The 15,692-nt window shown below is 62.8% G+C and carries 15 protein-coding genes; 7 read left to right on the top strand and 8 right to left on the bottom strand.

Annotated elements, in window-relative coordinates; genetic code table 11:
- The first annotated feature begins 17 nt into the window (after positions 1 to 17).
- Genes AC2ETI_RS27470 through AC2ETI_RS27460 form a run of 3 tightly spaced genes read left to right on the top strand, consistent with a single transcriptional unit; the run spans position 18 to position 1,763 of the window.
- Positions 18 to 842, top strand: a complete 825-nt coding sequence (locus AC2ETI_RS27470) for a DUF2786 domain-containing protein (protein WP_021346121.1) — start codon at positions 18 to 20, stop codon at positions 840 to 842.
- Positions 839 to 1,336 (top strand): TIGR04338 family metallohydrolase, encoded by a 498-nt coding sequence (locus tag AC2ETI_RS27465; protein WP_047889992.1) that lies wholly within the window; start codon positions 839 to 841, stop codon positions 1,334 to 1,336. Before AC2ETI_RS27470 ends, AC2ETI_RS27465 begins: the two co-directional genes overlap by 4 nt.
- Before the next feature lie 58 nt (positions 1,337 to 1,394).
- Entirely contained in the window at positions 1,395 to 1,763 is a 369-nt protein-coding gene (locus tag AC2ETI_RS27460; protein WP_003946041.1) for a helix-turn-helix domain-containing protein, read from the top strand.
- Here AC2ETI_RS27460 and AC2ETI_RS27455 read toward each other — a convergent pair whose 3' ends face one another.
- Both AC2ETI_RS27455 and AC2ETI_RS27450 read right to left on the bottom strand, forming a co-directional pair.
- Complete coding sequence (locus tag AC2ETI_RS27455; protein WP_003945993.1) at positions 1,764 to 2,351, bottom strand: ATP-dependent Clp protease proteolytic subunit; 588 nt, start codon at positions 2,349 to 2,351, stop codon at positions 1,764 to 1,766. It lies immediately after the preceding gene.
- Positions 2,352 to 2,355: 4 nt separating this feature from the next.
- Complete coding sequence (locus tag AC2ETI_RS27450; RefSeq protein ID WP_020909763.1) at positions 2,356 to 2,964, bottom strand: ClpP family protease; 609 nt, start codon at positions 2,962 to 2,964, stop codon at positions 2,356 to 2,358.
- Positions 2,965 to 3,289: 325 nt separating this feature from the next.
- Between AC2ETI_RS27450 and AC2ETI_RS27445 the strand changes: the two genes are divergently transcribed.
- Positions 3,290 to 4,084 (top strand): LLM class F420-dependent oxidoreductase, encoded by a 795-nt coding sequence (locus tag AC2ETI_RS27445; RefSeq protein ID WP_483634678.1) that lies wholly within the window; start codon positions 3,290 to 3,292, stop codon positions 4,082 to 4,084.
- On the opposite strand, the gene AC2ETI_RS27440 is transcribed toward AC2ETI_RS27445, so the two are convergent.
- The 3 genes from AC2ETI_RS27440 to AC2ETI_RS27430 are packed head-to-tail and all read right to left on the bottom strand — an operon-like array spanning position 4,006 to position 8,317.
- Positions 4,006 to 5,235, bottom strand: a complete 1,230-nt coding sequence (locus tag AC2ETI_RS27440; protein WP_092765787.1) for a CaiB/BaiF CoA transferase family protein — start codon at positions 5,233 to 5,235, stop codon at positions 4,006 to 4,008. The genes AC2ETI_RS27445 and AC2ETI_RS27440 overlap by 79 nt on opposite strands.
- Positions 5,232 to 6,947, bottom strand: a complete 1,716-nt coding sequence (locus AC2ETI_RS27435) for an acyl-CoA dehydrogenase family protein (RefSeq protein WP_483634677.1) — start codon at positions 6,945 to 6,947, stop codon at positions 5,232 to 5,234. Before AC2ETI_RS27435 ends, AC2ETI_RS27440 begins: the two co-directional genes overlap by 4 nt.
- Positions 6,947 to 8,317, bottom strand: a complete 1,371-nt coding sequence (locus AC2ETI_RS27430; RefSeq protein WP_483634676.1) for an MFS transporter — start codon at positions 8,315 to 8,317, stop codon at positions 6,947 to 6,949. The genes AC2ETI_RS27435 and AC2ETI_RS27430 overlap by 1 nt, the downstream gene beginning before the upstream one ends.
- 146 nt (positions 8,318 to 8,463) lie before the next feature.
- Here AC2ETI_RS27430 and AC2ETI_RS27425 point away from each other — a divergent pair, with 146 nt between their 5' ends.
- Positions 8,464 to 9,342, top strand: coding sequence for a LysR family transcriptional regulator (locus tag AC2ETI_RS27425; protein WP_134998701.1), 879 nt, complete (start codon positions 8,464 to 8,466; stop codon positions 9,340 to 9,342).
- Here the strand turns inward: AC2ETI_RS27425 and AC2ETI_RS27420 are convergent.
- Genes AC2ETI_RS27420 through AC2ETI_RS27410 form a run of 3 tightly spaced genes read right to left on the bottom strand, consistent with a single transcriptional unit; the run spans position 9,339 to position 13,218 of the window.
- A complete protein-coding gene (locus AC2ETI_RS27420; RefSeq protein WP_084325707.1) occupies positions 9,339 to 11,030 on the bottom strand; it encodes an acyl-CoA dehydrogenase family protein in 1,692 nt (563 codons plus the stop codon). The genes AC2ETI_RS27425 and AC2ETI_RS27420 overlap by 4 nt on opposite strands.
- A gap of 10 nt (positions 11,031 to 11,040) precedes the next feature.
- Complete coding sequence (locus tag AC2ETI_RS27415; protein WP_020971425.1) at positions 11,041 to 12,546, bottom strand: class I adenylate-forming enzyme family protein; 1,506 nt, start codon at positions 12,544 to 12,546, stop codon at positions 11,041 to 11,043.
- Between the two features lie 36 nt (positions 12,547 to 12,582).
- Entirely contained in the window at positions 12,583 to 13,218 is a 636-nt protein-coding gene (locus AC2ETI_RS27410) for a TetR/AcrR family transcriptional regulator C-terminal domain-containing protein (protein WP_315873369.1), read from the bottom strand.
- 175 nt (positions 13,219 to 13,393) lie between these two features.
- On the opposite strand from AC2ETI_RS27410, the gene AC2ETI_RS27405 reads away from it, so the two are divergent.
- Entirely contained in the window at positions 13,394 to 14,374 is a 981-nt protein-coding gene (locus tag AC2ETI_RS27405) for a helix-turn-helix domain-containing protein (protein ID WP_020909771.1), read from the top strand.
- A 204-nt stretch (positions 14,375 to 14,578) separates the two neighbouring features.
- Entirely contained in the window at positions 14,579 to 15,640 is a 1,062-nt protein-coding gene (gene oxdA, locus AC2ETI_RS27400; RefSeq protein WP_047889984.1) for an aliphatic aldoxime dehydratase, read from the top strand.
- Positions 15,641 to 15,692: the final 52 nt, after the last annotated feature.

Below are 15,692 nucleotides of genomic sequence, written 5' to 3'. Positions count from 1 at the left end.
GAGCGTAGTCTTTCACGGTGAGTTCGGAGAAGATGCTGACCCGCATCGGTGCGCTGCTTCGCCAAGCGGAGTCCACCGACAATCCACACGAAGGTGAAGCCTTCATGGCCGCCGCGCAGCGGTTGGCCACCGGTTCCGCGATCGACCTGGCGGTCGCGCGGGCGCACACCGCGTCCTCGGAAAAACGTGCGACACCCACTCAGCGGCTCATCACCATCGGCGAACCGGGCAAGCGTGGGCTGCGAACGTACGCCCAGTTGTTCATCGCGATCGCCGCTGCCAACGACGTACAGTGCGACATCGCGCAGACGTCGGCCGTCATCTACGCCTACGGCTTCGCCGGTGACATCGACGTGTGCGAAGCGCTGTACTCGAGCCTGCTCTTCCAGATGGTCCGTGACTCCGACGCGTACGTGCGCTCCGGGGCGTACCGCGGCGAAACATCCGTGCGGACCGTCGTCGAAACTCGTGGACGACGACGCGTCAACACGCAGGTCCGCAAGCCGGTGGCCGGAGTGACGGCGCGCCTGAACTTCCAGATGGCGTACGCGTCCCGCATCGGCGCTCGGTTGGCCGAGACGAAGCAGGAGACGGAGAAGGCGGCGATCGCAGAATCTGCCACGTCGTCTTCGGAAACCGCACTCGTGCTGCGCAACAAGGAAATCGAGCTCAAGGACTACTACTCGTCCAACTCCCAGGCACGTGGGACGTGGCGGGGCGGTGGTCGCGCGAGTGCCGGGCACTCCTCGCATGCTCGACGAGCGGGTGATCGGGCGGCGCGCTCCGCACGTCTGGGAAACCTGCCGGAGATCGGCGGGGTGCGCGGGCAGCTCGACTCGTGAGGGATACGCAGCGGAGCGCCGTCTACGAGGCAGAGACGTTGGTGCGCACCATGTTCGATCGCGCCGACGAGCGCGGACTTCGGAGCGTCGAGGTCATGGGTTCCACCATCACGTTGCCGGTCGAGCGCAAATTCGGTTCCGTGGAGTCGGTCCAGGCGTACTGCGATCAGCTACTCGGGCTGAACTGGGTACTCGCGACCTGGCCTCGCGCAACCGTTCCGGTGTCCGTACGCTCCCGCGCCGGCAATGCCGCCGCTCACTACTCGAACGACGTCATCGCCGTCCCGGACGACCGTGACGGCCGGTGGGCGCTACGCGAATTCGTTGTCTTGCACGAACTTGCGCACCACCTCGGCGACCCCACTTCCGACGAGGCCTCCCACGGGCCCGAGTTCGTCGACCGCTATACGAGCCTGGTCGGTGAGATCATCGGACCCGAGGCGACCTTCGTTCTTCGAGCGATGTTTCTTGCTGGTGGTGTTCGAACGGACTAGATGTCAGCCCTCGGTGAACCGGGTGGTGTGCGAACCGGTCGGCTGGAATACTCGGCCTATGGATGCGCCGCGCAGACTGGTCCTGGTCAAGGGTGAGTCGGAACTCCCCGATCCGGCTGTCGCCGTGCGCAAACCCCCGCTGATTCGTGAAGCCTACGGACGAGTGCTGCGGGAGGTCAGACGCGATCAGGACCGAACTCTCGACGACGTAGCCGCAAAGGTCGGGATGTCGAAGCAGTACCTCTCAGAGATCGAACGGGGCAAGAAGGAACCGTCGTCGGAAATTCTGCGCGCCATCTGCGAAGCGCTCGGGATGCCGCTCGAGCACCTGCTGTTCCGAGCGGGCAACAGGATCGTTGCGCTCAACTCCCTCACCTTCGGACATTCTCCCGCACCGATCTCCGGTCCCGTCCTGATGGCAGCCTGATCAGTTCCCTTCGATGAGGGTGTCAGCCAGTCCGTAGGAGATAGCGTCGTCGGCAGTGAAGATCCTGTCGCGATCGGTGTCCTTGCGGAGCCGCTCGACGCTCTGACCGGTGTGCTTACTCAGAATCGCCTCGGTCTGCTCCCGGATTCTCAGGATCTCGGCTGCTTGAAGCGCGAGGTCCGAGATGGTGCCGCTACCTTGCGTCGACGGTTGGTGCAGCAGCACCCGCGAATGGGCAAGAACATGCCGATGGCCCGGAGTGCCTGCGGCGAGAAGCACTGCAGCAGCCGAAGCCGCTTGACCCATGCAGTACGTGGAAATCGTCGGTTTCAAGAACTGCATGGTGTCGTAGATCGCGAGCATCGCCGTGGTGGAACCGCCGGGAGAGTTGATGTACAAACCGATTTCGCGATCCGGGTTGTCGGCTTGCAGATGCAGCATCTGAGCCATCACGACGTTGGCGACGCCGTCGTCGATCTCTGTGCCGAGAAAGACGATGCGTTCGTTGAGCAGCCTGCTGAAGATGTCGAAAGATCGCTCACCCGTTGGTGTTCGCTCGATGACACTGGGAATCGTGTACTGGGACATGACGTCACAATCCGATCTTGGGGAAGGTGGCTTGCGGTGCGATCTCGGCGAAGGACGTCACGACGCGGTCGACGATTCCGTACTCACGCGCCTGCTCGGCGGTGAACCAGCGATCCCGATCGCTGTCGGTCTCGATCTCTTCGACGGTCCGGCCCGTTTCGGCGGCGAGGATTTCCTGCGATTGACGCTTCATCAGCTCGAGGCTCTCGGCCTGGATCGCAATGTCCACCGCAGTGCCACCGATACCTGCCGAAGGTTGGTGCATCATGATGCGGCTGTGCGCCAGGCTGATTCGCTTGCCGTGGGTGCCGGAGCAGAGAAGCACCTGGCCCATGCTGGCGGCGAAGCCCATCGCGACCGTCACGACGTCGTTGGGGATGAGCTTCATCGTGTCGTAGATGGCCAGCCCGGCAAACACCGATCCGCCGGGTGAATTGATGTAAAGCACTATGTCGCGCTTGGGGTCGGTGGTGGCGAGGAGCACCAGTTCCGAACACACACGTTCGGCCATGGCGTCGTTGACCTCGCCGGTGAGCAGAATGGTTCGCTGTCGGAAGAGCCTGTCTGTCAACAGGTCACGGTAGCCGGTATCGGTGGGCGCTTCAGTAGTCATGAATCCATTCCTACCGGCGCGGCAGTGCCGCGGCCCCGCCTGTCTGCTGTGGGCAGACCACCCCTGTTTTTACCCGCCCCCTGTTTTTACCCGCCCCCTGTTTTTGCCCGCCCCCTGTTTCTGCCCGCCCCCCCCTGTTTTTGCCCGCCCCCCCTGTTTGAGCGAACGGCACGTTCAGTCGATCTAAGGCGCCGAAAGTACCGTTCGCTCGAAAAGGGGTGGGTACAAGTGCGGGCAAACCCGTCACCGACGGCGGCGGTAGCGGTACCGCGCACACCCGGCCATGATGGGAGAAGACAACCATTCCTCTCGTCAGGAGCGTGGCATGACTCGTCCGGTACGCATCGGTGTTCAACTCCAACCCCAGCACGCACCCGATTACGGGTTGATACGCGACGCCGTCTTGCGGTCCGAGGACGCCGGGGTGGACATCGTCTTCAACTGGGACCACTTCTACCCGTTGACCGGCGATCCCGACGGCGCCCACTTCGAATGCTGGACCATGCTCGGCGCCTGGGCCGAGCAGACCGAACGCGTCGAAATCGGCGCCCTGGTCACCGGTGGTGGCTACCGCAATCCGGATCTGCTCGCCGACATGGCGCGAACCGTCGACCACATCAGCGGCGGACGCCTGATCCTCGGCATCGGTGCCGGCTGGTTCGAGAAGGACTACGACCAGTTCGGATACGACTTCGGCACTCCCGGTTCACGGCTGAAACTGCTGGGCGAATACCTCCCCCGCATCACGGGGCGCCTGGCGAAGGGCAACCCGCCGCCGACGCGCAACATCCCGGTCCTCATCGGCGGTGGCGGCGAAAAGAAGACCCTGCGCCTGGTCGCCGAATACGCCGACGTCTGGCACAGCTTCGGTGACCGTGAGACACACCTGCGCAAGTCAGACATCCTCTCCGACCACTGCGCCGACGTAGGCCGGAACCCGCTGGAAGTAGAGCACTCGGTTCCGTGGCCTGGGCTCGAGAATGCTGCTGACCTGGTCGCCGACGGCGTCTCGCTCTTCACCGTCGGCGTCAGCGGACCGGACTACGACCTCACGACGCTTGTCGAGGCCATCGGTTGGCGCGACGACAACACACCGCCTGCGTTGAGCGGGCTGGCCTGAGCGGTACCAAGGACTTCGTCGTTGTCGGCGCCGAGAACGGGCGGCGCCGACGTCAGACGTGGCCTCTGGCCGGAGAAGTTGACCGGAAAGGCCACTTGCTTCAACGGTCCGAGCGTCGGATGGTCGACGGTTCCGACCATTCCGAGCGCGGCGGTGTGGGGATCGGAGTAGATCTCGTCGAGATGGCGGATCGGTGACACCGGCACGGCGCGTTCGGCGAGAAGAGCGCACCAGTGTTCGACGGTTTCCGATGTGAAGGCGCTGGTGAGTTCTCGTTCCAGACTCTCGCGGTTCTCCACCCTGTCGCGGTTGTGGACGAAACGCGGATCGGTGACCAGTTCACTCCTTCCGATGGCCTCGCACAGCGACGCCCACATCCCGTCGTTACCGACAGCGATGACGAAGTACCCGTCGCTGGCAGGAAATGCTTGATACGGAGCAAGATTCGGATGACCGGAGCCCAACGCAGTCGGGCGCTCACCGGTGGCGAAGTAACTGGTCGCCCAGTTCACGTGCATCGCGAGTTGGCACTCGTACAGCGACGTGGTCACGTACTGTCCCCGCCCGGTCCGGCCTCGCTCGACCAATGCGGCCAGGACACCGACCAGTCCGAAGAGCGCTGCGCCCAAGTCTCCCAACGCAAACCCGGATTTCATCGGAGCACCACCCGGTTCACCGGTGAGCGACATGAGCCCACCCGCGGCCTGCGCGATCATGTCGTACCCCGGTTCGTCGCGCAGCGGTCCTTCTTCACCGAAGGCAGAGATGTGCAGGGTGATCAGATGCGGGTATCGCTCGGACAGCGCCTGGTAGTCGAAGATCTTCTGTAATCCGCTGCCCGGCTTGAAGTTCTCCACGACTACATCGGTCTCTTCGAGCATGCGGTGGATGATCTCCTGTCCTTCGGTGGACTTGAGGTCGATCGTGACCGACTTCTTACCGCGGTTGATCGCGAGGTAGTAGGCGGCATCTACCCCGACGAAGGGAGGCCCCCACGAACGCGTGGGGTCGCCGCCTTCAGGGTGTTCGATCTTGGTGACGTCGGCACCGAGATCGGCAAGCGACATGGTTGCGTACGGCCCGGCAAGGATCTTCGACAGATCCAGAACACGGACACCGGCGAGGGGTGTGGGGCCTGTTGGAGAGTTCACCGATGACCACCTGCTACAGAGAGGAACTCGGCTACGACGTCACGTGCATCATCCAGCTCGACGTCGCCGCCGTCGGTTATCACGTCGAGATTGCCGAGCGCAGCCGACGGCACCTTCCCGGCAAGACCGGCCAGGTAGGAATTAGCCACCAGCAGTGACCGGTACCCATTACCGTGTCGGATGCCGTGATCCGCAAGATCGAAAAGCAGGGTCGCCATGACGGCACGAGCGAGCTCGTCGGCATACTTTGCGCTGGCGGCCTGGGCGGCATCGTCAGATCCGGAGATCAAACGATCTCCTTCCTCTACCAGTTCCTCCCAGCGCCGCAACAGAACTCCGGCCCCGGCTTCGCAATCCGGTCCGACGGTGGACAAGATGTCCGTCATCGCTTCCGCGACCGTGCGGTGCGAGTTGAACTTGCGTAGGCACCGAAGTACGTCCAGCGCAATGACATTGCTCGAGCCCTCCCAGATCGAGCCCAAGTGGGCATCCCGCACTAGTCGCGCGTTGGCCCATTCCTCGATGTAGCCGTTTCCTCCGCGCACCTCCATGGCCTCGCCGGTGACCACCCGCGCGCGTTTGCAGACAAAGTGTTTGGCGATCGGCGTCAGTACCCTGATCAGTGCGTGCGCCTGTTCGTCGCCGCCGTCTGCTGCCTGAAGACACTGTGCGCTGTACGCGACCAGGGCCAGCGAAGCCTCGGCATCGAGAGCAAGGGGAAGAAGCGTCGCCCGCATCAGAGGCTGGTCGAATAGCTTCTTACCGAACACGACTCGGCTCTTCGAATGTTCTACGGCTTCGCGGACTGCTCGGCGCATGAGAGCGCTCGAACGCATCGCATTGGAGAGGCGAGACGTGTTGACCATCTCCGCCATCTGGCGGAACCCTCGATCGAGTTCACCGACCTGGAGTGCGTGCGCGCGGTTCAGCGTCACCTCGCCGCTCGGCATGGAACGCGTACCCAGCTTGTCCTTGAGACGATCGATCGTGAGGTTGTTGCGCTCGCCGGATCCCAAGGTCTTGGGCACCATGAACATTCCAACTCCACGCGTCGAACCATCCTGTCCGCCCGGGAATCTCGCGAGGGTGATGATCACATCGGCATCCGGGTTGGAGGCGAACCACTTCTTGCCCGTCAGAACCCATCCGTCACCGTCGGGCTCGGCGCGTGTTTCGGTGCAGGCGATGTCGGTTCCTGCCTGAATCTCGGTCATGAACATCGCACCCGTCTTCGCCTGCTCGGGGTCCGTCGACGTCAACGCGTCGATCCAGGGCGCGAACACGGCCGGATCACCGAACATACGCAGGGTCCGCGCAGCAGCATCTGTCATCGACACCGGACAGGCCAGCCCGAACTCTGCCTGCACGAAGATGTACGACGCGAGGTACTTCGCGAGTGGCGGATGCACGGAGTCCCATCCGTGCAACCCTTTTCGGTGCGACATGGCGGACAGGCCGTACTCGTTGTACGCCGCCCGGCACAGTTCCAGGTAGGCCGGGTGATAGGAAATCCGGTCGACGCGGTCACCGGCCTTGTCGAATTGCTGCAGCACCGGCGGGTTCTTGTCTGCAATGTCGGCAAGCTCGGACAAACGGCCGGCGGCATCTCGGCCCAGTCGGTCGAGCAATCCGTTCAACGTCTCTCGGTCCGCCCCGGCGGTCCATCTGTCCACTACCGCTGTCAGAGCGGGGTCGGTGTGTGCAAAGTTCATCAGTGGTCAACGCCTTTCAGGGTGGAAACATCGGTCATGTTCGAGGAGCTCGTCGACTCCAGCCCTTGCGCGTGCAGCGCACTCCTGCGCAACAATGCCGTCATACAGACAAGGGAGAGAACGACATACACGAGCCCAAGAGCGACGACCGGCCAGATCGAGTTGGTTCGCGTCAGCAGATACTGGCTGACCATCGGGGCCGTTCCGGCAAATACGGCGGTCGACAATTGGTACGACAGAGAGATGCCGGTATACCGAACATTGGTGGGGAAAACCTGCGCCGGGATGCCGGCCAACGCGGCGTAATACATTGCGTGAGGCGCCGTCGCGAGGACCATACCCAGAATCGCCAAGGGCACGGAGCCCGTCTGAACCAGCACGAACATCAGTGGTAGGAGCACGATCTCCGGAAGCAGCATCCAACGGACCGCTTTCGACGGATCGATCCGCGTGGCCAGCACAGCGCCGAAAGGCTGTACGAGCGCCTGGGCTACCAGTGCCACGGTGATCACGAGGAGGAAGTCACTGCGCTCGAAGCCGAGATCCGTTGTCGCCCAAGAGAGCGCAAAGGTTGTCTTGACGTACGTGATGGCAACACCGGCAACCACAGCGCCGACGCCGAGAGCAAGTTCGACGGGATGCGAACGCAACACTTCGACCAGCGGCATCCGTGTACGTTCCTGTGCCGCAACAGCCTTCTTCATCTCGGGTGTCTCGGAGATGTGCAGTCGGATGTAGAGAGCGACGATCACCAAAGCTGCGGATCCGAGGAACGGCAGACGCCAACCCCACGACTCGAACACGGAATCCGACATCAACGTCAGGCCGAGGAAGGCCAGCGTCGCGAGCAGGTTGCCGACCGGTGAACCCTGCTGCGCAAACGCACCGTAGAGCACCTTTTTCTTCGGGGGAGCGAACTCGGTGGCGATCAATACGGCGCCACCCCATTCGCCGCCCATGGCAATGCCCTGGAGAACACGCAGTGCCACAAGCAGTATCGGTGCCCAGATCCCGATCTGGGAGTACGTAGGGAGGAGGCCGACACCGACAGTTCCCAACCCCATGAGCGCGAGGGTGATGATCACGGCGTTCTTGCGACCGAACTTGTCTCCGAAATGACCGAACACCACTCCGCCGACCGGACGAGCCACGAATCCCACGGCAAAAGTCGCGAAGGCGGCGAGTGTTCCCACCGCCGGCGACGCATCCGGGAAGAACAGCGGGCCGAGCACCAAGGCGGATGCGGTTCCGTAGATGTAGAAGTCGAACCACTCGATAGTCGTTCCGACAAACGCCGTGATTCCGGCCTTGCGCGCCTGTTTGGTGTTGTATTCAGGCGGATTGGTGTCTTGACCTGGGTGTTGATCCACGGTTCTCCCTGATTCTCGCGTCGGGCATCACCAAGGGATGCAATGTGAGGCGTGAATCACTATCGTCCGAAATCCATGTAGAGTCCAAGACTTAGTTCGACTCATTTATGTGAGAGAACCACATAATGAAACCCGGGAGGAGCGACATGGAATTGCGTCAGCTGCGCGCGTTTCTCGCAGTCGCCGACGAACTTCATTTCGGCCGGGCCGCCGAGCGACTCCACATCGGGCAGTCGCCGCTCAGCCAGACCATTCGGGCGCTCGAGCGCGAACTCGGCACCGACCTGTTTGTCCGGACCACCAGATCAGTGCAATTGACCGCAGCCGGCGAAGCCTTGGTCACGCCCGCACGAATCATCGAAGCGCAGATCGCCGTGGTACGGGATATCGCATCAGCGGCGTCGACCGGGGAAACAGGCCGTGTCACGGTGGGTTTCGGCGGAACGGGCGGCTACACGGTGCTGTCGGCCCTCACACGATCGGTGGCCGACTCCCATCCGGGAATCGAACTGGACCTACGGCCGCAGATGTACTCGGGTGAGGTGCTCGACGCTCTCCGACGCGGAACACTCGACATGGGCATAGTCGGCCTGCCCATTCCGCGCGGATTCGAGACTCACACTGTGCGCGAGGAAACCTTGATGGTCGCGGTCCCGGCCAGGCATCACCTCAGTACCAGGGACTCGGTGTCACCGGAAGACCTGGCAACCGAGCGATTCGTGATGTATCCCGCCGAGCACGGCTCGGTGGTGCGCGATGCGACGTTGTCCGTCTGCGCCACAGCAGGTTTCACGCCCACCGTCGCGCACGAAGCCCCCGATCCGTACAGCCTGTTGGCCATGGTCGGAGCGGGGGTCGGGATCGCCGTCGTCGTGGAGTCGACGGCGCATCTGTCCATGGACGGGGTCGTGTACCTGCCGATCGCCGGGGCCACGCCCACGCTGAAAATCGCGATGGCATGGCGACCGAACAATCCGACGCCGGCAGTACACACCGTCACCAGGGTACTGAGGGAGCAGCCTTAGGCTCTCGCGAGAATTCCGGCGAAATCTGTTCCCACAGGCAGAGTTCCGTACTCGTGACCACGGTCGGCGCCGAGGCGAGCGGCAATGAACGCATCGGACGAGGCGGCCGGGGAGTGGCGCACCATGAGCGAAGCCTGCAGCGCCAACGCCATTGCCTCGACGACGGTCCGAGCGCGGAGCTGGGCGTCGGCGGGTGCCATCGTGGCGAGCTCACCGAGTTGGCGTCGTACCCGATCGAGGTGCTGATCGAGGACCGGGTTGTTGCCGCGAGCGAGGTTGACCTCGTGGTCGAAGGCGGCAACGGAATCGGGTTCACGGGTCATCGCGCGCAGGACATCGAGTGCGATGACGTTGCCCGACCCCTCCCACACGGCCATGACGGGCTGCTCACGGTAGCGACGGGCAAGCGGGAAGTCCTCGGTGTAACCGTTACCGCCCAGGCACTCGAGTGCCTCGTAGGAGTGGTGCGGGCCGCGCTTGCAGATCCAGTACTTCGCAACAGCCGTCGCGAGTCGGCGGAACGCCTTTTCCTGCTCGTCCGCGTCCTCGTCCTGCGCGCGAGCCAATCGCAGTGCGGTGATGGTCGCGGCTTCGGATTCGAGAGCCAGATCGGCAAGCACCGACGTCATCGCCGGCTGATCTGCCAGGACGGCACCGAAAGCGCTGCGGTGCCGTGCATGCCACACCGCTTCGGCGACCGACTGACGCATACCTGCCGTGCTGCCGAGGATGCAGTCGAGTCGCGTCTGGGACACCATTTCGATGATGGTCCGCACGCCACGACCCGGTTCGCCGATCATGGTGCCGACGGTGCCGTCGAGTTCGATCTCGGACGACGCGTTGGACTTGTTGCCCAGCTTGTTCTTCAGACGCTGGATACGGAAGACGTTGCGTGTGCCGTCGGGCAGGATGCGGGGGAGAAGGAAGCAGGAAAGTCCCTCGCCGGCAGCCCCTTCGGCCTGAGCGAGAACCAGGAAGGCGTCGGACATCGGCGCGGAGCAGAACCACTTGTGTCCGGTGAGCAGGTAGTCCGCACCCGGGCCGCCACGTCCGGCCGGCTTGGCGATGGTCGTGTTGGCTCGCACGTCGGAGCCGCCCTGCTTTTCCGTCATCGACATTCCGAATATCGCGGATGCCTTTCCGGGAGCATCCAACTCGGGGGTGTAGCTCCGAGAAAGGGCACGCGGGGTCCAGATGGCGGCCACGTCGGGTTGCAGCTCGAGCGAGGGGATCACAGCGTGCGTCATGGAGATCGGGCACGCGTGGCCCGGTTCGACCTGGGAGAAGAGCATGAATGCCGCGGCCCGAGCCACGTTGGCGCCCGGCTTCGGGTCAGCCCAGGCAGAGGTGTGAGCACCGTGCGCAACGGCGGCAGAGATGATCCGGTGATACGACGGATGGTATTCGACCTCGTCGATGCGGTTTCCCCAACGATCGAAAGTCTTCAATTCGGGGATCACCGTGTTGGCCAGCTCGGCGTCGTGCTGGAATCCAGCACTGCCAACCAGTTCACCAATATCGGTGAGTTCGCTTGTGGCCCAATCGGCGTCGTGGCGCGCGACGCCTTCGACCAGGACCGTATCGAGCTGGAACTCGTTGACGTCCGTGCGCGGTACCGACTGGTTGAGCACTGCATGGGTGCGATGCGGAGCCGGGTGGGTGACGGTCTTCTCGGAAATATCAGTCATGACAGGCCTTTCAGCTCGCTGCGCGGATGAGGTGCTTCTGGATCTTGCCGGTCGGTGTACGCGGAAGAATGGTCGCGAACACCACTTCACGCGGAATCTTGTAGCGCGCCAACTTGTCCGAGAGGTAGTCCTTGATGTCGTCGGCGCTGATGACATCCGGTTCACGCCAGACGACGTGTGCGACGACGGTCTCGCCCCATTCTTCGTTGGGTTTTCCGACAACGGCGACGTCGACGACGTCCGGGTGGCCGGAGATCACGTCCTCGACCTCCTTGGAGTAGACGTTCTCACCGCCCGTGATGATCATGTCCTTCGCGCGGTCGACGATGAAGAGGTAACCGTCCGCATCCTTGCGCGCCAGATCGCCGGTGCGATACCAACCTCCGTCGGCAAAAGCAGCCTTCGTGGCAGCGGGGTCGTCGAGGTACCCCTGCATGACGGTGTCGGCGCGCAGCCAGATCTCACCGATCTGATCGGGCTCCGCGTCGGTGCCGTCATCGGCAACCAGGCGCAGGTCGACGCCGGCCAGCGCGACGCGGCCGATCGAGCCCGCCTTGCTCAACTGCTCCTCGGGGTACAGCACAGTGCCCACCGGCCCGGTCTCGGTCATGCCGTAGACCTGCCGGAATTCGGTGGTGCCGTACGACTCCACCAGTCGCCGAGCGACATCCGCGCCGATCGGTCCGCCGCCGTACAACCACGCACGAACGCTACCGAGGTTGTAGTCGGCAAAGTTCGGCACGAGGTTGAGTGCAGTGGTGTAGATGACCGGCGGGCCGAAGCAGAGGGTAATACGTTGTTCCTGAACAGTTTCCAGGAATTTGACGGGATGGTACTCGCGCAGCAGCACGACGGTTCCGCCCATGTAGAGCGTGGACATGAACCAGTTGTTGAGCGGGGAAGCGTGCCAGATCGGGACGGCCATGAGCAGGCGCTCGTCCCGAGTCGTCGACACGGCGAGGGCCGCGGTGACGGCAACACCGACGACGTTGCGGTGGCTGTGGACGCAGCCCTTGGGCGAGCCGGTAGTCCCCGAGGTGTAGAGGATTTCAGCCGGATCGTTCTCGTCGATGTCGATACCGTCAACGCCCTCTTGGCGGGTGATGGCGTCGTCGAAGAAGTCGAAACCGTCTGCGACAGAGTCCGTGCTGATCAGCTTGGCCGTTGTCTCCAGTCGACCGACAACCGGCGCCAACTCACCGTCGAAGACGCACACCGACACCTTCGCGTGTCCCAGCACGTAGGCAACTTCCGGAGTCTGCATCTTGTGGTTGATGGGGACCACGACGGCGCCCAAGCGCCAGGCACCGAGCATCGCGTACACGAATCCCGGAGTGTTGTAACACATCAGCGCGACGCGGTCGCCCGGCTGCACGCCCAGCGACTGCAAATAGCCTGCGGCGCGTCGACTTCCGTCCTGAACCTGGGAGTACGTGTGATCGTGACCGTCGAATATCAGGAAGGGTTTGTCCGGGGTCTTGGTGACGTTGCTGTCGAATACGCGAACGATGTTCATCGAAGTCCTTGTCGGAGAATCACGCTCGAAGAGAGTTCATTCCATCGAGCTGTTGAGTACGGCGTCGGGTATCTGGAGAGTGGCGAAGATGACGGCGACCGCCTCCTCGAGGGAGTAACCGAAGCTCTCGCCGGTGGCAGTTTTCTGAATGACGAGGCCGAAGATCGCAGACCAGAAGGCCTTGGATTCGACGTCGATGCCCGCGCGCAGCTGCCAGCCGGTGCGGATCAAGGTACGGAGTAGGGCTGTTTCACCCGAGGAATGCAGAGTGCGAAGCGTCTCGGAGATCAGATCGCGGAGTTCACCACGGCGACCCGTCATCATCATCGCTTCCACGAACAGTTCGACACTGGGAGCGCCCGAGCCGAGGAGTGATCCGACCAGCTTCTCGGTGTAGTCGCCCACGGTGTCGGCGTCGGCGGCATCGACCTCGGCACGCTTGCCTGCGCGCAGAACGGCTGCACACGCCACCTCGACGAAGAGCTTCTCTTTTGAGCCGTAGTAGTAGGTCACCTGGTTGGGATGGGCGCCGGCGGCGGTGCAGATATGCGCGATGGACACGCTGTCGCCATGTTCGAGGAAGAGCTCGGTTGCAGCGTTGAACAGTGCCATGCGCGTCTGCTTGCCCGACTCACGCGTCGCGCGCGCTGCGGGAACTGACTCGGTGACCATCACGAACTCCTACTTGTTTGTATGACAAACAATAACTCGGCGTTGTTTGTATGGCAAACAATTTCTCCCGACGTGATGACATGTCGACTCCTATCGACATGTCCGATGTGCGGGATTACTCTCTGAACATCGAGCACCCGAGAACTTCGGCTTTTCTGCGAGGAGGCGCCCTGCAATGCTCGCGCGATCCGGCTTCTCCCTGCCCACACGCACGACTCTCACGGGCGACTGGGCAGATTTGTTGCGTGAGCATTTTGTCGCGCTCGACGTATCCGATATCGAAGACGGCGATGGATTCAGCGGGGCCGTGCACTCGGCCCAACTCGCACACGTTCGGGTGTCCGCAGTTCAATCGATGGAACAACGAATAGTCCGTAGCAGCAGCCTGATCAAGAGCGACGGTGCGGACTATCTGCAAATCGGGATGATCCGCCGCGGTAGCGCGGTAGTGCGGCAAGACGACCGCGAATGCGTCCTGCGACGTGGCGACTACGTCCTGTACGACACCACGCGCCCCTTCGATTGGCAGATCGAGGGACACGCACACGACGGCATCTGGGGACTCGAGGTGTTCACCTGGCCACGGTCATACCTGTCACTCAGCGACGCGGAGGTCACGAGCTTGACCGCCATTGCCTTCGACGGACACGCGGGCCTGAGTGGCCTGCTGGGTCGCTTTCTTCACGATCTTGCCTCCGTCCGCATGACGTCCGACGCGAGCGGAGACGAGGAGGAAGTCGTCAACGAGATCGGCAGCCTGGTCAAGTCGGTTCTTCACGCAACCGCGCGTCCGATCGTCTCCCGGCGAACTGGCCTGTACGAATCCGCTCTGTCGGCCATAGACGCCCGCCTCGCTGACCCGGCCCTGTCACCGGTGGACATCGCGGGATCAGTCAAAGTCTCCATTCGCCAGTTGCACCGAGCCTTCGCCGAACACGGCACAACGGTGTCGCGTTCGATTCGCAGCCGTCGACTCGACGGTTGCCGTCGTGAGATCGTGCAACGCCACGGCGTAGAGCGGTCGCTGACCCAGATTTCTCACCGCTGGGGATTCACCGACCTGGCCGCCTTCAGTCGCGCATTCAAGGCGGAGTTCGGGATCAGCCCGCGGCAATACCGGTCGCAAGCAGTGGCCCCCACAAGCACTGCCCGCTGATCTGTAACATCCTCGGACACTTACCCATTCAACATGATGTTCAAAACGTTCTGTCGCCGACGCCTATCCACAATTCTCGGCGCGGTAGGCCAAGTATCGGGCGCTGACGGCCAAGTTTGCTCGGCCTCGCGGGCGTAGATTTTCGGCACGGCGTTGCCAAGTGCCAGGCACCCGATCCGACCACCTACATCACAGGGAGCACTCATGGAATCTGCAATCGGTGAACATCTTCAATGCCCGCGCACGCTGACCAGGCGCGTTCCGGATACCTATTCGCCACCATTTCCCATGTGGGTCGGGCGTGCGGACGACACATTGCACCAGGTCGTGATGGGCTATCTCGGCGTGCAGTTCCGCGGCGAGGATCAGCGCTCGGCAGCACTGCAGTCAATGCGGGATATCGTCGCCGGCTTCGACTTGCCGGACGGACCGGCACACCACGATCTCACTCACCATGTCGACAACCAGGGCTACGAGAATCTGATCGTGGTCGGGTACTGGAAAGATGTTTCTTCCCAACATCGTTGGAGCACATCAGCTCCGGTGGCCTCCTGGTGGGAGTCCGAGGACCGCTTGTCCGACGGATTGGGGTTCTTCCGGGAGATCGTGGCACCGAGAGCCGAACAATTCGAGACGCTCTACGCGTTCCAGGACGATCTCCCCGGAGTGGGAGCCGTCATGGACGGTGTCAGCGGCGAGATCAACGAGCATGGCTACTGGGGTTCGATGCGCGAGCGCTTTCCGATCTCTCAGACCGACTGGATGCAGGCCTCGGGCGAACTACGGGTCGTCGCCGGTGACCCCGCCGCAGGTGGACGCGTAGTAGTGCGGGGACACGACAATATCGCACTGATCAGATCCGGGCAGGACTGGGCCGACGCGGAAGCAGACGAGCGCAGCCTCTACCTCGACGAAATCCTGCCCACTCTTCAATCGGGCATGGACTTCCTCCGCGACAACGGCCCGGCCGTCGGGTGCTACAGCAACCGTTTCGTACGCAATATCGACATCGACGGAAACTTCCTCGACCTGAGCTACAACATCGGTCACTGGGCCTCACTCGACCAACTCGAGCGGTGGTCGGAATCCCACCCGACCCATCTGCGGATCTTCACGACGTTCTTCCGGGTGGCCGAGGGCCTGTCGAAATTACGTCTCTACCATGAGGTCTCGGTATTCGATGCCGCCGATCAGCTGTACGAGTACATCAACTGCCATCCCGGGACCGGGATGCTGCGCGACGCGGTGGCCATCGCCGCGCACTGACCGAAGCCGCCGGAAATCTTCGGCCACGTTCTTTCCCTCGGAGGCAACTCGA

The sequence above is a fragment of the Rhodococcus sp. MurmanLake-1 genome (assembly GCF_056945715.1).
The sequence above is the reverse complement of the archived record's forward strand: the minus strand, read 5'-3'. Positions and strand labels throughout refer to the sequence as shown.